Raw genomic sequence first — 20,991 nt, forward strand, 5'->3', positions numbered from 1 at the left:
ATGAAAATTATCGCCGGCATTCTGTCTCCATAAGGATCGAGAGTGCGCTGTCTGATGCGGATCGGTGGTGGAGATCACGGTGGGACAGCGAAACCTGACCAGTGACATAAAACAGTGCAACACACTGCTGGAACAGTCAGTTTGCCGCCTTGAAGGCGACCGTGATCGCAGACTCGTCTGTCGCCTTCGGCGTCACACCAGCAAAAGGGAAAAAAATGTGCGACGCGTGCAACCATTGACACCACTGACTGGAGGTCCAGCTCTCATTATCTGACCGATACCAGTGCATGACCCGAACATCGTTTGCAACATTGAGCGGCGGCCAGTCAGAGCAACGGTGCGCCCTCGCAGGCACCCCAAGGCCAGACGCATTACGTTTCGATGCCGTAGTCGGATTTTTGGCAACACGACGTCCGCGCATAGCATCTCGAGTTCAAGGTAGTCATGAGCTCTGTGCTACCAATTTACCTGCTTTTCGAATCAGGAACGGGAGAGTATTTCATGGAGGAGATCGAGCGTCTGTTGGCCAATGAAGTGGCCGACCTCGTAAGATCGAAAAAGGTCTCGACGCTTTTCGCCACCTTCTTCTATGCAGGACCCTGCAATCGAACTGACGCCCTATTCTGGCCGAGCGATTTTTTGCTCAGGAGGCGATGTGAACCTGACTCATAAACAGCTTCGGTACGTGTGCGAGGTGGCACGTCTTGGTAGCATCCAGGCCGCGACGGAAACACTTCATATTTCACAGTCCTCTATACTGGCCGCCATCGCACTTGCAGAGGACGTCCTGGGTGCGAGAATCTTTGATCGACGTCCGTCTCGCGGAATTCAAATAACAAGAGCTGGAGAGCGTTTCACCACCGCCGCAAGCACACTCCTAGCCGCTGCAGGCGAATTCAATCGTCAGATTGGCGATCTCGTGAATAGCGCTCCTCAGACATTGCGAGTGGCATGCTTCGAACCGTTTGGTTCACTCTTCGTTGCCGAGGTGCTTCGACGGTTTGTCGCAAAGTACGGAGATGTGGAAATACTTCTTTATGAAGGTAATCAAGTTCAACTTCGAGAATGGCTGGCCAGCGGCGAAGTCGAGTTGATCATCACCTACGACATCGGACCAACCTTCGGGGAAGAGTGCACCACCAAAATCTGTCAGGTTCCGGGGCATGCGCTGCTTCCGAGTGGCGATCCCCTCGCGGAGCAAAGCGCCGTTTCCATCGCAGAACTGGCCACACGACCGCTGGTGCTACTCGATCTCCCACAGACGTCCAGTTATTTAACCAGTCTTTTCGACGTGCTGCCATCAAGGCCTCGTATCGGCTTTCGCGCGCGTTCCTACGAAACGGTAAAGTCAGCCGTAACGGCGGGATTCGGAATGGCACTTCTTCATATGATGCCTGGCAAGTACTCTACCCCAGATGGACAAGGCCTCGTCCGTCGTCCGCTCATTGACGATTTACCGGCACCGACGCTGATCGTTGCTGACATGTACGGAGACCATAAGCCAGCGTTCGTCAGGTCGATAATTGACATTGTCAAGGAGCTGTTCCACGACATCGATTCAAACGGTATGTCAGTTGCAATTCCTGAAGTCGCCCAAACGGTTTCGGACGCAGACTGACATATTCCCCGAACCCACCCGATCCGCAGTGACCTAAATGCTTTGCGTCGCCTCAGAAGGTCTGATTCGGATGGATTCGGATAAATATTATCGGCGACTTCCGCTCTATTCTCGTGCTGCACAGCTTGACAGTGGCTCGGATCGGTCAACGACTATCCGAGCCAAGTCGCTCTAAGTCACCTTTGCCAGCACTAAAAATCCAGAAAACAACAATACTCCGCCACCCTGTCTTCAACAAAATTCAACTATGACTGCCGGGATGTGGCCCATATGCTCGTAAGACTTGACGTATCCTTTTGGCAGTTGTCGGCTAAGCATTCGCCAATCGTCGTCAACGAGCCGTGACTGCAACTGCAATGGCATTCGCACCACAACTTGGGGGAAAATTGGACAGGCGCCGAGAACCTCGGACCCGTCCGTTTTTTCGTCCAAGCCTTCAAGACCCTGTTGCGCGAGCCTGAACGCTAGTCACACACTTACGAGCCGCCCTGCGGGGACAGCACGATCTTGTTCGACACCGATGTCACACCGCTAACACGCTTCGCGACATCACCTGCCTTCGCGATCTGTTCACTGTCGGGCACCGATCCTGTGAGCGTGATAGCACCGTCGCGTGCACGTACGAAAACATTCGATGTATTCAAACCGCTCGCCTTGCTTAGTGCGCGGCGCACATCGAGACCGAGCTTGCGATCCGCCTTCTTCGTCGCCGTGGATCGGGTCTGTGCGGTTGTCATCGTACCGCTCGTCGATGCCGCATCGTTTGACTGCGCATACGCGGTCGACGTGACGGTGATGCACATCACGACGCTCAGCGCCTTAAATATACTCATTGCTGTCATGTTTTCCCCTGTTTGCACTGCTAATTACAATCGCAGTTACATTCTTAAAAAATACATCACGATCTAGCAAGCCCGCATGGACATTTCGACACTACGGACATCGCAAGACTGAATGTCTGTGAGACGAAAACCAGTTTTCTCCATGCTGGTCATTGCCTTGCTGCCAATCGCAACTGAACTCACGTCTCAGCAACTAATCTGTCCTTGCTCGCTTAACGACGGCACGACTCAGAACAGGTGTTGCACACCTAAATACACGCCGGACTGGCTGTGCCCAGGTAAGGGATTATCACTTGAAACCGTTGTACCAGCGTTGTTCGGAAACAGTCCAAAGTTTGCCGACTTGCTATTACGTGTCGTTGCAACCTGCATGTTCAGCATCGTTCGTTTCGAAAAATTGTAGGAGCCGCCAACCGTGTATAAAGTCGCGTTCCCCGCTCCTTTGTTTGCGTTCACGTGATAGACAGCAGCGATAAGCGCAGCAGCGGGCGTTGCTTGCCATGTCACGCCACCCCATTCGTGGTCGAGGGATGTGGGTGCGACACCTGCGGTGGCAGTTCCGCCCGACGTACGAATCGCCTGGTATGATCCTTGAATCTTGAACTGTCCGAGAAACAGGTTTGCCATTGCAGAATATTCGCGCGATGCGGTGAATGGATTGTCAAAACCCCCATTGGCTGGATCGCGAATCTCGTCATACATTGCACGCACCTGGAATAGCGATGACGTATAAGTGATATGCGCGCCCGCTTCCCGACCTTGCGCCGTGGTGCCGTTGCCATTGAAGCTAGTAGCATTTGACAAGGAATATTGTCCGGCGAAGTCAAACCCACCGAATTTCGGAGATTGATAGGAAAAATTATTGCTGGAAAAAGGCCAGTTGCGCCCTCTCACCAAAGATGCAGAGGACCAGAACGATTGCCCAAACGGGTCAAAATCCCAGACATCATTCGCAATAAATAGTTGTCGCCCCATCATAAAAGTACCGTATTTGTCGTTCGCGATACCTATTTCTGCCCAGCGATTGAAAAGACCGTCGCTCGAACCTTGCCCGTTCGTAATGTTGAAGCCACTCTCAAGGTGGAACAGAACCCTGTTGCCGCCTCCAATGTCCTCGGCGCCTTTAAGTCCCCAGTAGCTACCCTGCCAGTCCCCACCCATCACTCGGAATCGACTAGTGCTACCTTGAGCTATACCCGATGCGTTCGGATTGGTGGGAACGCCTGTCATGTACTCCAACGCCTCATCTAGCCGGCCGTATAGAGTCACGCTGCTTTGCGCATGCGCGTCCAATGCCAGACCTATCAAGATGGTCGAAACTAAAATTTTTTTCATGGCAGACTTTAAAAGTAACCTGGGTTTATTAAAAAAACAGCTAACGATTTCGATAACGCATTTACTACAACCTACAAATTCTTATAACGGTGTCAATTTTCAGACCAAAGAAATTCTTATCACGCAAAAAACTTGATCTGTATGAAACGAATTTTTCCCAGCACGATCACAAGCCTGGATTGACATCCAAGTTCGTCGTTCAAAACATAACGTTCAACGCAGCCAATGCAGGCCAAGCTAGCAAATCGAGAATTAACTGCTCACGAAGTTCAGCATCAAAATTGGCATTTCATATTTCTTATCGACTCAGGAGATGATGTTAAAAACTGCTGATCGATCCTCAGTCTCTTCTGTCTGCGGAGTGCTGCTAAAATCACACAACTGCAGAACTAATGGCGACTTTGCCATCAGTCAAAATTTACGTAAAATACATAATGTTCAACGTATTGACACATTTTTCCGTGCAAGTTCATTCGCCGAAAAAAACATGATGAACAGGCGTTGTCAATACGGAAACGCAGCAATTTGCCGTGGAATATTCTCGAGATTAGCGCGCCCATGTTGAACGAAGACGACTTACGCGCACTCCCCTAATAGCGACATCACTGTTTACAGATGCAACATGAAGCCGGCTCGGTACGTTTGCCGTTCCGCAGATGACGCTGTATGCCAGTGTTGGCTCTTTGTTGTTCAGACGGCCAACTGCTATGCACAGCGTCGAATTCGTACCGGTCACAAATCCGGAGCAACGCGAAGTGTTGACCCGGCGCTTGCGTACAACGGGCCGACCATCGCTTGCGTTGCCACCATCGAGCAATTCGTTGGTTAGCCTTTAACTCACGCTGTTGGTAAAACCGCGACCGTCCGGTTGAGCAAAACGATGAGGAAGAGGGCAACAAAAATTGTTAGCGCCCTCGCGATCATCCGCTGATGTGTGGTTTGCGCCCTACAGTACTGCCTGAATCGCGTTACCGAGCGCATCTCTCAGCCAGTTACGAGCGGGTTTCCGCAGATCTTCATATGGCCGATGATAGGCTCGATTGCGCTTCGCCGTTTGTTCGTTGTGCGTAGTCTGGGCGCGACGTTTGCCCCAAACCTGAGTGCTAGATGACGACGGCGTTGCTGGTGACAACCTAATAGCTACGATCCGCGACGGCGACGTAGCGCCACATCTCACTTGGAATCGGCGCCGCTCCAGTGCTTCCGCCAGCGCGTGACCGCTTTAGGGAATTGTTTGGCTTCGAGCACGTGAGCGCAGTGCCCTCTTCATACGTTTCTGGGACTTCGCGTGGGCGTAACGGACAATTTGCAGTCCCAGACCCGACGCCCAGCGTTTGTGGTTTCGCCTCAGCTTCAAGCCTTGCGAGCCGCGGCCATCACCCAATGTTGACAACGTCGACGAGGAATCGCGAATCGATTAATATGGCATCTGCCTTCGCCGTGACCGCCGTGTCTACAATCACGCGCTTCGCGCTCAAGGCGTTAATCACGCCGGCGAGCTTAGCCGCGTCGATTGTCTCGGGCAAAATTCGCCAAAGGCGGCTTCGCCCAGCTGCTTGCGCAATCGCATCAGGTTCGACAGATTGATCGGCAGTCTGGTCTGCAGTCAGATACGGACTGTAAGTAGCTCAGCAATCAGACCAGACGAACTCAAGAGTTGACCCTTTTGCCTGACACGAAGCTTTCGCTCATGAGCGTGAGCAGCCGTTTCCTGTTGTTGAGCGCTGCCAGCCGCACTGCTGGATTCTTAAGATCGACCTGTTCACACAACGGATGTCGGAAGAAATCCTGCTCCGGCATAGACGTGCTCGACCTTATCTGCACCTCACCGGAAATTGCAGGATTCGCGCATCAATATGCGTGGCTCCTGCAGTCCCCTTGCCCACGGTGCCAACTGCATCTGGGATTGTCAAATGTCCAGAGTTGACTACGTACGGCAGATCTGGGGAATCAGAGGCTTACCATAGCTGCATTTACAGGCAAGGGCACGTCAACAGATGTGGATCTTGGCGGCCGAACAAGGTGACGATACATAACGCCCTTTTAGCGGTAGGCAAAACGTCACATTCAGCACGCACTAGGATTGTTCCGCGGGAAGTAGCCGCTCCAGCCCGTTAGGAGCAACGAGAATTTTCCCGGCATCTCTCGCACGGTCGGCGTGTGCAATTGCTTCACCGATATCTTCGATCGGATATACCCGTTCAATATCAACTCTCAGGCCGTCTGCGACGCGCTCAAAGATTTCCCGATAGATCGCTGCGACTTGGGCCTCGGACTTCCAATCAAGGAACCGCCCAAGCAGGAAACCAGTGAATTTCAGGCCACGGTAAACGAGATGAGCGGGCGGGAGGACAATGTCTTCTCGCGAGACTGATCCATAAGTGCACACGACGCCTCCATCTTCCACACAAGATGCAATACGACTTGTCGCCGAGCCCGCCACGGTATCGATTCCCAACTTGATCTTCGCGCCATTCGTCAACGCCCTCACCGATTGCGCCAGATCCTTGCTGTCCGTCACACAGACATCCACGCCGATATCCGCGAGTTGCTGCCGCGCCTCGTCGCGTCGAACGACGTTTACGGTGTTAATTCCACGTTCCTTGGCGAAAGCGATAATAAGGCGACCAACGGCCGAATTCGCGGCATTCTGGATAATCCAGTCACCGCGTTCGAGTGTCACGATATCTGAAAGAAGAAGATGCGCAGTAGGTGGGTTGATCCGCATCATTGCTGCTTGCTTAACTTCTATTTCTGCAGGAACTGCGATGACACGGTGAGCCTTGACGAGGCGGCGTTGCGTCCAATTTTCGCGATCTAGGTTGATAACCAGGTCGCCCACCGCAAGATGACAGACCGAACTGCCGACCGCGATCACTCGTCCTACGCATTCCGCGCCCGGAGTAGCTGGCAACTCCGGCCGCAATCGGTATCTCCCCCAACAAAACGATATGTCAGCTGGATTGATGGGGAACGCCAGTACGTCGAACAGGACTTCATCTTCACCCGGCGCGTCGGGATCCGGAACTTTAATGCAACGGACGTATTTTTCCGGATCACCATATTGCGTTACGACAACTGTCTTCATGATGTCTGCTGCCCCGCTTCGTCTAACTAGATTAATAGGCCTTGGGAATGTAGTTGCCAGTGACTTCTTCGGCGATGCTCCCGAATATGCTCCCCATCATTTCGCGAGTCGACAATCCAGGCATCGGATACAGCTTTTCCAGTTCGGCCAGAACCGCTGGCGGACAGTCCGGCAGAGAGAATCCGTCCATATGAGCCCATTTCTGAATCTGATTCAGGAAGCGTGACGTGACAACGCCTGCGGGAGCGCTGTTAGCCGGATCTTGCATTGCTTCGGCAAGTGAGATGAAAGTCACACCTGCCTCGGCGAAACGATCGAGAATCTCTGGCAAACATTGGGCCGCGAGGGGTGTTCCGTGTATCAACCAGATATGCGGGAAATCTCTCGCAAACACCCGTCTCGCCGCCGCGGCGTGGTTGACGAGTTGCTGCAAGGCCGTCCGAATAAAGCGTTTCTTGACAATTTCAATGGCCGAGCGATCACCGCTTATCGACGCCCGGTAATGTGGCGCAAGAAATTCCGTATCGTAGAACCACGATGTGATTGGCACAGTCTGATAGCCCTTCCTGACCAGATAACGATGCACACCATCGTGCTTCTGTTGCGACTCGCCCCAATTGTCCATCGCATACCGAAAATATTTGGCCGGCGAATAGCTCATCCATTGACTGACAAACGACTCGGTCTGCTCGATGTCGCAAATATACTGTTCGGCAGGGACCCAATTCAAGCTCGCATGGTAATGCGTATGATTGGCGACGAAGTGCCCAGCCTCGACCCAGGCGTCAAGAAGTTTGAAAAGCGTGGGATCTGCAACGCATGGCGACGTGCACGAAAAAGCATAGACACCTTTGATGTCATGGCGACGCAAGGCTTCGATCAATGCCTGCGTCACCACTGCCGGACTAAATCCCGGAGCCCACCAAGTTTTCTTCCAAAGAAAAAGATCATCTACGGTAACCGCAAGCCTGATGGGTTCCATCGTTCGGACCTTCACGTTATTGGTGTTGAACAAAACCTTGTTCTCGAGATGGGTCGGGGCAGCGCCTCGTCAAGATGGCAGTTTTCAGTGCTGACTCGCCCCTTCCGCTCCCAAACCTGTCTCCGCGCGAACTACCTGCAAATCAAAGGCTAGTCTCGCTCGCTCGGCCGCTGGACTGCGATCCAGTTTGGACACGACGTAGATCACGAGGAACGCAAGTGGCATTGAAAACAGCGCGGAATGGTCGTAGGGAAAGATTGCGTGTGGATGCGCCAACACTGTCTTCCAGACGGCGGGCGACAGAATAACCATGCCTACCGACGACACCAGTCCTACGAAGCCGCCCCACATCACTCCGCGGGCCGTGGCGCCCCGCCAATACATGGAGGTTAGCAACGGCGGGAAGTTTGCTGACGCGGCGACGTTGAACGCAAGGGACACAAGAAATGCGACGTTCTGCCCACGGAAAACAATTCCCAGCAGAACCGCGATGATGCCAATCACGATTGTCACTTTCCGCGTCAGACGGACTTCAGATTCGCCGCTCACTGCTGACTTTCGACGCAGCACGTTCGCGTAAATATCGTGCGAGATCGACGATGCGCCTGCCAGCGCCAAACCGGATACGACAGCCAGAATCGTCGCAAACATGACCGCCGCAAGGAAACCGAGGAACAGGTTCCCACCCATTGCCGTGGCCAGATGCAGAGCAACCATGTTGCTTCCACCTAGCAATTTCCCACCAACCTGGCCACCCTCGAAGAAGCGTCCGTCGGTACTCACAATCACGATGCTCGCCAGTCCGATCACGAACATCGCGACGAACATGTAACCGATGCAACTCGCCGCCACGAGAACGCTCGTGCGTGCCTCACGTGCGTTGGGAACCGTAAAAAATCTCATCAGGATGTGCGGCATCCCGCATAATCCAAACACAGTTGCCAACGCTAGTGATAGCGAAGAAACCGGGTCCGCGAACATGCCACCGGGGCCCATGATTCCCGCTCCACTGGCATGAACCTGAACGGCCTTTTCTGCGAGACTCTCAAAGTCAAAATTGAAGCGAGCGAGAGCAAGAATCATCAGCAATGTTGCACCGAACATGATGAGAATCGCCTTAATCAACTGCACCCAGGTGGTCGCGATCATCCCTCCGAATGTTACGTAGACAATCATGAGTATGCCGACCGAAATGACCGCATAGTTGTATTGCAATCCGAACATCAGCTGAACAAGTTCACCGGCACCAACCATCTGGACGATCAGGTAGAAGAACACCACGGTCAGTGATCCAATCGCAGCCATGCATCGCACGCCAACATGGTCGAGACGGTAGGCAATGATGTCGACGAAGGTGTATCGCCCCAGATTGCGTACGCGCTCAGCCATGAGCAATAGCATCACTGGCCATCCGATAAAGAACCCGATGCAATAAAGCAATCCGTCGTAACCACGTGCGTAGACGAGACTGACCACGCCGAGCATCGTGGCTGCGGACAGATAATCGCCAGCTACAGCGAGGCCGTTCTGCATACCGCTGATTCCCCCACCCGCGGAAAAGAAATCTTTCGCTGTTTTTGTACGCTTGGCAGCCCACCACGTAATGGCGAACGTGATCCCGACGAACACAAGAAAAATTCCAATAGCGGCTACATTTAGCGGGCGCCCGCTTCCTTGTTGCGCTGCGCTCGCTTCGCTCGATAGCGTTACGAGCCCGAAGGAAGTCGCCAGCGCGATTGAGCGCTTTAGGTGATTCAGACTCATCGCGCCACCTCCTCGAGAAGATGGGCACTCAGTCGATCGAAGGTGCTGTTTGCCTTGTGCACATAGATCCACGTGATGATCCAGCCAAGCGCAAGAATTGCAACGGCCAGGACAACGCCAACGGTCGTCGACGTGCCCTGTGCGACTGACACACGAAGAATTTGCGGCCGAAAAGCTACCAGGGCGATCAGGATGAAATAGGCTACGAGACCGACTGCCATTAGCGACCGTACAAGTTTCGCCCGTCGCGTCACGAGTTCCTTGAAAAGAACGTGTCGACTGACACGTTCAGCCATGTCCAGATTGTTCACGATGTGTCTCCTCCTAAGCAGCCGGGCACTAAGGCGGCTGACTGGTTGTAGTGTTTTTTCGGCCCCGCAGATGATCGGCTTTTACGCAGACTTTCCACGTGCAATCGATTGCGCCAACCCTTCGCTCCGGCGTTGCTGGAACGACTCGGAAAGGTGGCTGAGCTGGTGCGCGTCGAAGTGTGCGGTCATGGCCGCCCGTAGGCCCTGTATGTCGAGTCCGCGATTGATGGAACGCTTCACGAGCATGATGGCGAATGCGTCGCCGGCGGCGATCTTCCTTGCAAGCGCCTTCGTTTCATCACGCAGCGAATCACGCGGCACGACGCGATTTACCATACCGGCGCGGGCAGCTTCATCTGCGCTCATTCTTCCCCCGGTGAAAAGAAACTCTTTTGCTTTTCGCGCGCCCATCACCCACGGATGAATCATTACCTCGACGCCTGCCGTGCCTAGGCTTTGGCACACTGGATCGGAAAAGAACGCGTCATTCGATGCGATAACCAGATCACACATGTTCGCAACCATGAAGCCGCCCGCCACGCACGCGCCCTGCACTTCGGCGATCGTCGGCTTGGGGCAGTCGAGAATTCTCAGCGCGTAGTCGAAGTAATAGCGCGACTCATAAGCCCATCGCTGCTCGACGGTAAAATCCGCGCGCTTCAGTGCGGCTTCCTTGAGATCGTGGCCTGCCGAGAAGTGTTCACCCTCGCCTGCCAGGATGATTGCCTTGACCGCAGGATCGTCGGTGGCACGACGCATCGCGGAATCGAGTTCGTCAAGCAACGCCTGGCTCTCGGCGTTTCGGGCTTGCGGGCGGTTGTGCGAAATTCGCGCCACTCCCGCGTCGACGTGATAAAGAATGTGTTGATAGGCAGCGTCACTCATGGATCTCATCCTTTTGCAAAGATCGGTCGTATATAGAAAAGGCGCTTTGGCAACGGCGCTCTACGCGAGGAAAAGCCGGTCGGGGTCCAGATGCCGAGCAAGGTCCAGTTCCCCGTCGGTCGGTTCCGGCTCAATGATCAGCGCCTTACTTGCTTTCACGTCCCACGCACACTCGCGTAACGCCAAGTCGGCCAGTTCGTCAGCGGTGAGGCCATCGCGTGCCTGAACGCGTGTCAGGACGAAATCGGAATGGCTGTCCGGGCGCTCGAAAACAGCCCACGGCGTGACCACCGTCAAGACAGCACGCCCCGGTGTTGTAATGAAACCAGCGGAGCGAACAAGACGCTTCGGCGAATGGGCAATCGTAACGAGAATTTCGCGCGCACCACTGCCGATATCGTTTGCGCCACCGGAGCCCGTGAGCAACATGCCCGGCAATTCGCTGCTGTTCAAGTTTCCGTGCGCATCGACTTCCGCGGCACCAAGCACGCCGAAGGCGCGATTTTGCGCGCCGCCCGTGAGCAAGCCGAGAGTGAATTGTGTATCGCTCAACATCGAGCTACCGGCCATATTCCGGTAGTTGAAAAGGAAAGGATCACCGGGAGATGGTACGTACCCGAACATGCCCGATTCAACCATCAGCGGCAGATGCTTACCCGACTCGGCAAGCTGGATAGCGACCATCCATGCTGCAAGTGACGAAATACCCAAGCCGGCCAGAAGCGCGGAGGTGTCACCGTTGGCCAGACGATTTCGAAGCATTCTCGCGGCGAGCACAACATGCCGTTCCGCTTCGGTTGGCGCGGCATCGTGCGATCGCGCACGCTCGGATACTGCTTCCAATCGCCACCCGTCGATGGCAGTACGGCCCTGCAGCGCCTGTATGCGGTCACTACCAAGCTTCGCGAGATAGTCGTCGTGGTCGCGACAGTCGAGGATCCATTCTCGCGTCCATTCAAGCAACGTGTCTGTTTTCTTCCCGGCCCGACGTAGATCCGTGAGCATCGCGTAATCGTCGGTATAGCCTGCGAGTTCCGGTACCGGCGCACTCGGCAGGGAGTTCGGATGGCCGCCGAGCGGTACGTGGCATACGGCGGAAACCGCATAGGCGGGGACCCGGACGTGTTCCGGATAGCGCCGCAGAAACTCGCTGCTGACAATGTGATCAACAGTCGCGATGACCGCCCTTCCCGCACAGAAAGCGGCCCATACCCCGTCGTAAAGCGGTGGGCAAATTAGGATATTGCCGTCGTCGTCCGCAGCCAGTCCATGTATGAAAGTGACATCTGGCGATAGTGGCGCAACCACTTGCGTATTACCATCGTCGAACGGATTGCGCACCGACATCGTTGCATTGAGCGCAGCCAGACTCTTGCCCATGTCGCTGCCCGCCAGCGAGCGTGTCGGCATGAACGGCAGACCGAGTGCGGCAGCCATCAACCGATGCGAAAGCGTCAGCAACGACCAATTTTCGAAAGCTACGCGACCGCTACGGGCAGCTTCGACATAGAGCGGATGCGGCGCGGGTGTCGGATAAGTTATTGCGTGAATGGAGGTGATCACCCGCTTGACGAGGCCGCCCGCAATCATCGGTGCATGCTGGTTCGCTACCGCTGGCGCCACGAGAGTAAAGTCCGGAGTCCGGTTCCAGAACTGGCGGATCACCTCGAACATCGCGGCGTTCGGACGGGCCATCGAACCGCCAAAATAGAGCACGTCCTTGTCGCGCACGTGCGCCGCCACAGCGTCTTTCAGGCTCATGAATTGCGCCGTCCCGACCTTTGCATGAGCTAGCGCGCGCCAACGCGCGGCGAAATCGAGGCTGGTCATATCAGCTTGCATTGAATAGGCTCCGCAACAGGACCGGCTTTTTAACCTTGCCCGCGCCGGTTCTGGGAATCTGGTCGGTGGATATCGTGCGTATCGCTTCCGGCCACTTGAATTTTGAAAGCTGTCCCTCGCAGAAAGCCTGAATCTCGGCGAGAGTGAACTCGCGCCCAAACTCGCGTGGAATCAGTACGGCAAGGACGATTTCTCCGAGTACGTCGTGCGGCTGTGCCAGAACGATAGCCTCCCGTACGTCGGGATGTTTCGCGAGACACTCCTCCACTTCGAGACTCGCAACGTTTTCGCCGCCACGGCGAATAATCGACTTAAGACGATCGACGAAATAAAGACGCCCTGCCGTATCCCGGAAGGCGAGATCGCCGGTATGGAACCAGCCATCGCGTACGGCATCTTGCGTGGCGGCCTCGTTATTCAGATAGCCTGCGAAACCCTGACCGAATCGCACGACGATCTCGCCCATTTCCTCGGGCAGGCAATCGCGGCCGCTCTCGATGTCGACCACGCGCAGGTCGATCCCCGGCACCGCGATCCCCATGCATGCGTTGGGATAAGGGTTGTTCTCAACGACGAAACTCGTCAAGGTTCCAAACGTTTCTGTCATACCATAACCGTCGACGACAGGCCGTCCCCAACGCGCTTCGAGCGCCGCCCGGCGCGGTGCCGATCCCACACCGAATACGTACCGCAGACCTTCGAGCGCGATACGCTCGTCGTCGCTCACGTCCTGCTGCTGCAAGATGTAGAGGATCGTCGCCATCGTCCAGATCACCGTCGGGCGCCCTCGTGCTGCCTGCGCCCAGAAGCGCGATGCGCTGAAGCGGCGTGCCAGCACCAGCGTACCGGCCGACATCAGCGTAAGCGACACACCCCAGTTGAGTGCCGCGCTATGACTGAGCGGCGTAACCAGCATGATTCGGTCGTGCTCGTCGGTCTTCAGGCATTCAACGTAGCCGGCAATCGCCCGTACCACCGCGCCGTGTGTCTGCAAGCCGGCCTTGTGTGCGCCGCCGGTCGTCCCCGATGTGAACGTAGCGGCCAACCCGTCCCGTTCGTCGATTTCCGCAAGACGAGGCAGTAGCAAGCCGTTCGGAATAGCGGCATCCGTCGACAGGGTCGGCACGCCAAACACCGCGATCCCCGCCGTCGCAGCGCGCACCTCGCCGGCAATCGCGGCGAACTCGTCACTGTGGACGAGGTACTGCGCGCCGATGCTGTCCAGCATGCTGACCAACTCGGGCAAAGTGATTGCCGAATGCAATCCGACGCAGATAGCGCCGATCTTCTGGCACGCCAGATAGGTCACGATCCAGTCGGGCGAGTTGTGCATCAACAACGCAAGAACGGTCTTCCTGCCGACGCCCTGCGCGATCAGTTCGCGTGCGCGATGGCTTGCAAATTCGTTCGTCCGCGCGTAGCTCAGGTGAACATCGAGTGAGTCGTCTTCCGCAACAAAATGCAGGAACGGATGGCTTGGCGAATTCGCCGCGGTACGCTCGAAATAGTCGATTAGCAGCATGATGGATATCCGGTAGCAGCCTGTCAGACGTTGCGAAAATCGCGTCCGTCCCGCACGGCGCGGTCGAGACGTTCATGTGCCTCGGGCGAGGCCAGGGTATCGACAAAGAGCGCGCGCTCCTTCTGTAAACCTTCATGAAGTTGGGTCACGCCTGCCTCGTGAACGAGCCTTTTGCCGTGAGCGACGGCCCTCGCGGAAAGCCGGTCGAGCGCGCTCGCCCACTCCAGCGCCAACTCGAGCGCGGAACCGTCGCTGACCGCATGCACCAGCCCCACGGCCAGCGCTTCGACGGGCGATAACCGCTTTCCGAACAACACCAGTTCGAGTGCGCGCGCCGCGCCGACAACCCGCGCCAGTCGCTGCGTCCCACCCGCGCCCGGCACGAGCCCGACGAGAATTTCGGGTTGCCCCAGCATATGCTCGCCACTCTCGGCGATACGAAAATCGCAGGCGAGCGCGAGTTCGCAACCGAAGCCCATCGCGTTGCCATTTATTGCCGCAATCACGGGTTTCGCGCTGTCCTCGATACGCCTGAAAAGAACGTCCATCTCGCGCTCGGGCGTGTGAGCGTGCTCGGGATACCGGTCACCGCGTCCGTTCAGCTTGCAGCTTAGCGTAGCGAGTTCCGCCAGATCGTAATGCTGGATGAAGACACCCGCATTCGCGCCGGTAAAGATAATCGTGCGTACCGACGAATTCCGCTCCGCTGCGCGAAAAGCTCGCAGAAGTTCACCGACGAGTTCGTGCGTCATGTAACCGTGCGGCGGATTGGAGATGCTGATCACGGCCGCGCTATCGTATTTTCTGGTGCGAACTTCACTCATGGGAAGCCTCGTGATGGAAACATTAACGCCATCTTATGACAGAGCGCTCGCTCTGAAAACAGATTTTTGAGAGCGGGCGCTCTATAATGAAAACGACCGTTCCGACGCCGAGCCTTTACCCGGGCGGCAGCGGGACCATTTGCCGGACCGGAAACACCCGGCTCCCGAGGGTATGTCCTGGTACGACGACACTTTCCGCCTGACGCACAAATGCGCCAGGCGCTCAACGCAAGCGGAATACAGATGGCTAAAACTGGCATGCCACGACGAGAAGAATTTTTGGCCGCAGCGCTGAAACGGTTTGCGCGCTATGGCTACGTGGCGACGTCCACACGAGAACTCTGTGCCGACCTGGGGATCGTCCCATCGGCGATCTACAACTACTTCCCGTCAAAAGAAGCGGTCATTCTCGCTATTGAAGACAGGGAGATGTCCCAGATGCTCGGTGAACTGGAAGGAATCGATCGCAAACTTCGGGACGACGTTGGTGGCAGACTCCTTGGCATCGTGAAGTACGTAACGACCCAGGCCATCGCCCGCCGCGAGTCGTGGCGTTTGATGGCCGAGATGCTTCGTTCCTTGAAACCGGAAAATCGAGCGCGAGTCATCGCCCGGCGCGACGCGGTCGAAAAAATCGTACGCGCGACACTCGCCGATGCCGTCAAGGCAAAACTGATTCCTTCACAAGACGTCAAGCTCGCATGCCTGCAACTTTTCAGCATGGCAGAAGGCATGTCAGGTTGGTATAAGGAAAGCAGTGAATATACTGCCGAGCAGATTGCATCGCATGCCGCCGAGTTCTTCCTGCGCGCAATCGGTGCAGAAATACTCTTGCAATCCGAAACCACCGCCAAGAGAAAGACTACCAAGGTGATCGCCAAGACTGACGGCAAAACATTGGTTAGGCGCGCGCGAGAGTTGTAAAAGTTGATTTGTCCACGAATTCGGCCGCGATCGACCAAACTCCGTGAATCTGTGAGATGCCCGTCCCACCTCGCTCTCGCGCGGCGGACGCGGCATTCGCCAACGACATCAGAAATATCGAAAATTTTATTCGCTTTAATGCGGCCGGATGTCCGCCTATCGCCGCACCGCGGCGCAGTGTGGCGATCAACTAGTTTCAGTCAGGCAGATGGATTCTTTTTCGCTGTCGGCTTCGCCTCATGGGCTGCGGGTGACAGGTAGTCCAGTGTGGAGCACACGGATCGGATCGTAGAAAGTAAGGTTCCCTCGGTTTTTCGCCTTCCAGTGGCTCCGGGTTACGAAACCGCATCCCTTGTACGCTGAGCCACAAGCCAGTCTTGCATGAGCTGGGTTGGCGACGTGAAACTAAGCGATGAATAACGACGACTGCGGTTATAAAACACTTCGATGTATTCGACCAAATCCGCGACGGCTTCGCGATGCGTGCGATACCTCGTGCCGTGCGCTCACTCGTTCTTCAGGCTGTTGAAGGAGATTTACGTCGGCGCGTTATCCCAGCAAATGACTTTGCGGCTCATCAAGCGTTGTATGCCGTACGAGTTCAGTTTGCGCTTGAAGTCGTGGCTGGCGTATTGACTGTCTCTCTCCGAATGATTCAGCGCGCCGGGCGCGGGCCACCCGCGGCACCATGCCATCGTCAGCGCGACGGTCACGAGCTCTGCCGTCATCCTCGGCTGACGGACCAGCCACGATCTCTCGGTTGAACAGTTTTTCGGCTACCGCCTGCGCGATTAGCGTCGTGCAGGCAACAGGAGTGCGGCCATGCGGCTTCCGAAGTACGCGTTACGTTTGTGCGGTAACGACCGCGCCCTCGTAGATCAGCCTTCGCCCTTCAACTCAATCATGAGATCCTTTGCGGCCACACGGTCACCAGTCTGGATATGCACGGCGGCAATCTCACAGTCGCGCTCGGCCGCAATGTGAGTTTCCATTTTCATTGCTTCCAACGCGACGAGCGTCGTACCGGCGGCGACCCGCTGTCCGGGCTGCACGGCAATGGTCACGATCAAACCCGGCATGGGTGCGGCGATATGCAACGAATTTGATGGATCGGCCACGGGGCGCCCATGACGCTCCGGACCCGCGCGTACAATCTTTTGCTGTTCGATCGAGACGGTTCGTGACTGACCGTTCAACTCAAACTGAACTTTGATCATGCCGGAGTGGGTGTCGGCGTGCTTGCCTTGCATCGCAACAAGCAACGTTTTGCCCGGCGCAATTTCGATCGCTGCCTCCTCCTGCTCCTGCAATCCATAGAAGAAGGCCGGCGTCTGTAGCACGGAAGTGTCCCCATAAGCGCGCAGGTGAGCGAAATAATCACCTGTTTGCTTTGGGTACATGAGGTACGAAGCCAATTGCTGGTCGTTTAATTCTCTTTCGCACAACGCGGTGCCTTCCGAACGCGCGGCTTCCAGATCAACCGCTGCAAGAGTGTCGCCGGGCCGGTAAGGCGCAGGCGGCTCGCCCTTGAGCACCTTGCGTGAAAGTGCGGCTGGAAAGCCATCGGGCGGAAAACCAAGTTCGCCCTTAAACAGCGAGACAACGGATTCCGGAAACGCGACCTCCTTAACCGGATCAGCCATGTCAGCGACGTTCAGGTCGTTGGCCACCATCATCAACGCCATGTCACCGACTACTTTGGAGGTCGGAGTTACCTTGACGATATCACCGAATAACCGGTTCACATCGGCATAAGCGCGCGACACTTCGGTCCAGCGATGTTCAATGCCGAGCGAGCGCGCCTGTTCACGCAGGTTTGTGTACTGACCGCCTGGCATCTCGTGGCGATACACATCGGCGGTGCCAGCCCGTATCTCGGATTCGAACGGCGCGTAGTATCGACGCACGCCCTCCCAGTACAGCGAAGCTTCATGCAGCCGCTCGAGACTGAGTCCCGGATCTCGCTCGGTGCCCGCGAGCGCTGCAGCAATGCTAGACAGATTCGGCTGCGACGTCAGCCCGCTCATCGCGTCCAGGGCGCCGTCCACTGCATCGCAACCGGCATCGATCGCGGCCAACGCCGAAGCCGCCGATATGCCACTGGTGTCATGCGTGTGGAAATGTACAGGCAAGCCCGTCTCTTCCTTGAGTGCTTTGACGAGCGCAGCGGCGGCCTGCGGGCGGCAAATACCTGCCATATCCTTGATGCCCAGAATATGCACACCGGCATCCTGCAACTCGCGTGCAATTCCCACGTAATAGCCAAGGTTGTACTTCGAGCGCGAGCCATCGAAGAGATCGCCCGTGTAGCAGATCGCCCCTTCGCACAGCGCCCCGCTTTCGCGGACCGCGTCAATCGCCACACGCATGTTGCGCACCCAGTTCAGTGAATCGAAAACGCGAAACAGGTCGACGCCTGCGCTTGCGGCCTGAGTGACAAAGAAGCGGACGACATTATCGGCGTAGTTCGTGTATCCGACAGCATTCGAGCCACGCAACAACATCTGAAACAGGATATTAGGAACCCTCTCACGTAACTGCGCGAGGCGCTGCCATGGATCCTCCTTGAGAAAGCGCAATGCCACATCAAACGTTGCGCCGCCCCAACATTCCATCGAAAAGAGCTGCGCAAGCTCACGAGCGTAGAACGGTGCAATCGGAAGCATATCGGCCGTACGCATGCGTGTAGCAAATAGCGACTGGTGCGCGTCGCGCATCGTCGTATCGGTCAGCAGAACCTGCTTCTGGTCCAGCATCCAGCGCGCGAACTTTTCCGGCCCGAGCTCGCGCAACCGGTCGCGTGTACCTGGCAACAGCGGAGTAGCTGCGCCGAGAGCTGGCAGCACAGGCCGCGACATCGGTAATGTAGGCAGCGAACGGCCGCTCATCTCCGTATGCCCGTTGACATTTATCTCGCCAAGATAGCGCAACAGCTTGGTCGCGCGGTCGCGCCGCTCGGTAAATGCAAGCAGTTCTGGTGTCAGGTCGATGAAGCGTGTTGTAACGTCGCCGCGCCCGAACGCAGGATGATTGACGACGTTTTCAAGGAACTGCAGATTCGACGAGACACCACGAATCCGAAACTCGCGTAGCGCCCGGTCCATCCGTTTGATCGACTCGGCAGCGGTCGGCGCCCACGTGGTCACCTTAACAAGCAACGAGTCATAATATGGCGTGATCACCGCACCGCCATATGCGGTGCCCGCATCAAGGCGAACGCCGAAGCCCGACGCGCTGCGGAACGCGGTGAGCCTGCCGTAATCTGGGAGAAAGCTGTTCTCGGGATCCTCGGTTGTGATTCGGCATTGCAGTGCATGGCCATTGAGCGGAATGTCCGACTGCGCCGGCACGCCAGTTCCAGGTCCGCTAACGACACCGCTCTGGTCGAGCGTATCCCCAGTCACCCCGATCCTGCCTCCCTCGGTGATGCGGATCTGAGCCTTGACTATGTCGATGCCGGTGATCATCTCGGTCACGGTATGCTCGACCTGAATGCGCGGATTCACTTCGATGAAGTAGACCTCGCAAGAGTCGGCATCCATCAGGAACTCTACCGTGCCTGCATGTGTGTACCCCACCGAATTCATCAATCGCAATGCCGAGTCGCAAAGCATCGCACGTCCGGCGTCATCGAGGTACGGTGCAGGAGCGCGCTCCACCACTTTCTGGTTCCGTCGCTGCACCGTGCAGTCACGCTCATGGAGATGCACGAGATTGCCATGCATGTCTCCCAGTATTTGAACCTCGACGTGGCGCGCGTTCCGCACCAACTTCTCTACATATACTTCGTCGTTGCCAAATGCTGACAATGCTTCGCGTCGCGCTGCGGCGAGTGCGACCTCGAGCTCGGCCTCGCTCTCCAGAACTCGCATCCCTCTGCCACCTCCGCCCCAGCTCGCCTTGAGCATTAGCGGGTAGCCGATTTCTGCCACGAGACGGGTGCACTCTTCAAGATCGTGAGGCAACGGCGGGGTCGCTGGCATCACCGGCACACCGGCCGCGACAGCCGCATTGCGGGCTGCCACCTTGTTGCCGAGCATGCGCATGACTTCTGGCGAAGGACCAATCCACCGAATTCCCGCATCGATGACCGCCTGCGCGAAGTCGGGATTCTCGGAAAGGAAGCCATAGCCGGGGTGGATAGCGTCGACATTCGTCTGCCTGGCGATTCGAAGAATGTCATCGATGTCGAGGTAGGCGGCGAGCGGCTTTTTGCCTGCACCGACCAGATAGCTTTCGTCGGCCTTGAAGCGATGGAGGGCGAGGCGATCTTCCTGTGAATAGATAGCTACGGTACGGATGTTCATCTCCGCAGCGGCTCGCATGACACGGATGGAGATTTCCGAGCGATTGGCTATCAGCAGGGATCTGATCGGAGAATTATTCATGGTCTGTAGTAGCGAAACAGTCGAGGAACGCAGTCATAGCGCGCCGCTCGCCCGCGAATGCGTATAAGGCGCGCGAATGCGTGATACGCCGGTAGTGTCACCGGGTCCCTCACGAGTGATGTAGATCAATGCGGCTCTCGTGTGCGAACACAAAGCGCACCGCGGGTAACCGCAGATTCAGGCTACGCCGGTGAAGAGGAAGTGCGAATCCATCCAGTCGTAGCCCGATCTACTGTTCGCCCAAGCCCAGTTAGTCCAGACGCGGCTTGGAGCAACTTCGGAGCAATTGTCTGTCGTCAGCTTGGCTTCCGTCTTATAGTCATCTTTCGGGGACTCGACGTGCTGCATTTTCGTTGAGTTTTGTCCGTCATTATTCATCGCTGGATTTCCCAATTGAAAAAGCTGACGGCAGCAAAACGCTGCCTTCGACCGCTACTTGCATAGGAACGGGTTGCGGACCGCCCCCACCTCTAGAACATCAATTTGACGCAACAGGTTTTCCTGACGCTTTTGCGCCGATCTATTCAGCGAAGGCGCGGGAAGCCACGAAGCAGGCAATGAGCCCGGCTGCCAGCGCCGCCGCCGAACGTTTACCAGCCCTCCAGCACGATTTTGCCGCGTGACTTGCCGCTTTCCAGCAGGGCATGCGCACGCTTGAGGTTTTCG

General features: G+C 56.3%; 14 protein-coding genes and 1 pseudogene. 3 read left to right on the plus strand and 12 right to left on the minus strand.

Translation table 11 applies throughout. The annotated features are described in order from the left end of the window. The first annotated feature begins 655 nt into the window (after positions 1-655). Positions 656-1,618, plus strand: coding sequence for a LysR family transcriptional regulator (locus tag P0D70_RS33030; protein WP_408187588.1), 963 nt, complete (start codon positions 656-658; stop codon positions 1,616-1,618). A gap of 476 nt (positions 1,619-2,094) precedes the next feature. On the opposite strand, the gene P0D70_RS33035 is transcribed toward P0D70_RS33030, so the two are convergent. From P0D70_RS33035 to P0D70_RS33080, 10 genes are all read right to left on the minus strand, one after another. Beyond that, positions 2,095-2,451, minus strand: coding sequence for a BON domain-containing protein (locus P0D70_RS33035; RefSeq protein WP_408187589.1), 357 nt, complete (start codon positions 2,449-2,451; stop codon positions 2,095-2,097). Between the two features lie 237 nt (positions 2,452-2,688). Next, positions 2,689-3,795 carry a porin gene (locus P0D70_RS33040; protein WP_408187590.1) on the minus strand — a complete coding sequence of 369 codons (1,107 nt, stop codon included), beginning with the start codon at positions 3,793-3,795 and terminating at the stop codon, positions 2,689-2,691. 2,077 nt (positions 3,796-5,872) lie between these two features. Then, positions 5,873-6,883, minus strand: a complete 1,011-nt coding sequence (locus P0D70_RS33045) for a zinc-dependent alcohol dehydrogenase family protein (protein WP_408187591.1) — start codon at positions 6,881-6,883, stop codon at positions 5,873-5,875. A 31-nt stretch (positions 6,884-6,914) separates the two neighbouring features. Then, complete coding sequence (locus tag P0D70_RS33050; protein ID WP_408187592.1) at positions 6,915-7,898, minus strand: polysaccharide deacetylase family protein; 984 nt, start codon at positions 7,896-7,898, stop codon at positions 6,915-6,917. A gap of 51 nt (positions 7,899-7,949) precedes the next feature. Next, on the minus strand, positions 7,950-9,629 hold the full coding sequence (actP, locus tag P0D70_RS33055) for a cation/acetate symporter ActP (RefSeq protein WP_408187593.1): 1,680 nt from the start codon (positions 9,627-9,629) through the stop codon (positions 7,950-7,952). Further along, the gene (locus tag P0D70_RS33060; RefSeq protein ID WP_408187594.1) at positions 9,626-9,940 is read right to left on the minus strand and encodes a DUF485 domain-containing protein; all 315 of its coding nucleotides are present in this window, start codon (positions 9,938-9,940) and stop codon (positions 9,626-9,628) included. Before P0D70_RS33060 ends, actP begins: the two co-directional genes overlap by 4 nt. Positions 9,941-10,021: 81 nt before the next feature. Beyond that, complete coding sequence (locus tag P0D70_RS33065; RefSeq protein ID WP_408187595.1) at positions 10,022-10,825, minus strand: enoyl-CoA hydratase; 804 nt, start codon at positions 10,823-10,825, stop codon at positions 10,022-10,024. 60 nt (positions 10,826-10,885) lie between these two features. Then, the gene (locus tag P0D70_RS33070; RefSeq protein WP_408187596.1) at positions 10,886-12,667 is read right to left on the minus strand and encodes a CoA-transferase; all 1,782 of its coding nucleotides are present in this window, start codon (positions 12,665-12,667) and stop codon (positions 10,886-10,888) included. After that, complete coding sequence (locus P0D70_RS33075) at positions 12,657-14,189, minus strand: class I adenylate-forming enzyme family protein (RefSeq protein WP_408187597.1); 1,533 nt, start codon at positions 14,187-14,189, stop codon at positions 12,657-12,659. The genes P0D70_RS33070 and P0D70_RS33075 overlap by 11 nt, the downstream gene beginning before the upstream one ends. 23 nt (positions 14,190-14,212) lie before the next feature. Next, the gene (locus P0D70_RS33080; protein ID WP_408187598.1) at positions 14,213-15,013 is read right to left on the minus strand and encodes an enoyl-CoA hydratase/isomerase family protein; all 801 of its coding nucleotides are present in this window, start codon (positions 15,011-15,013) and stop codon (positions 14,213-14,215) included. Between the two features lie 210 nt (positions 15,014-15,223). Here P0D70_RS33080 and P0D70_RS33085 point away from each other — a divergent pair, with 210 nt between their 5' ends. Then, entirely contained in the window at positions 15,224-15,937 is a 714-nt protein-coding gene (locus P0D70_RS33085; protein ID WP_408187599.1) for a TetR/AcrR family transcriptional regulator, read from the plus strand. 335 nt (positions 15,938-16,272) lie between these two features. Here the strand turns inward: P0D70_RS33085 and P0D70_RS33090 are convergent. Together P0D70_RS33090 and P0D70_RS33095 are read right to left on the minus strand one after the other, a co-directional pair. Further along, positions 16,273-16,720 (minus strand): annotated as a pseudogene (locus P0D70_RS33090) (IS3 family transposase); the annotation flags it as partial. A 95-nt stretch (positions 16,721-16,815) separates the two neighbouring features. Further along, entirely contained in the window at positions 16,816-20,325 is a 3,510-nt protein-coding gene (locus P0D70_RS33095; RefSeq protein WP_408187600.1) for a pyruvate carboxylase, read from the minus strand. A gap of 353 nt (positions 20,326-20,678) precedes the next feature. On the opposite strand from P0D70_RS33095, the gene P0D70_RS33100 reads away from it, so the two are divergent. Then, complete coding sequence (locus tag P0D70_RS33100; protein WP_408187601.1) at positions 20,679-20,948, plus strand: hypothetical protein; 270 nt, start codon at positions 20,679-20,681, stop codon at positions 20,946-20,948. Positions 20,949-20,991: the final 43 nt, after the last annotated feature.

The organism is Paraburkholderia sp. RL17-381-BIF-C (assembly GCF_046026435.1).
Lineage (GTDB): Bacteria > Pseudomonadota > Gammaproteobacteria > Burkholderiales > Burkholderiaceae > Paraburkholderia.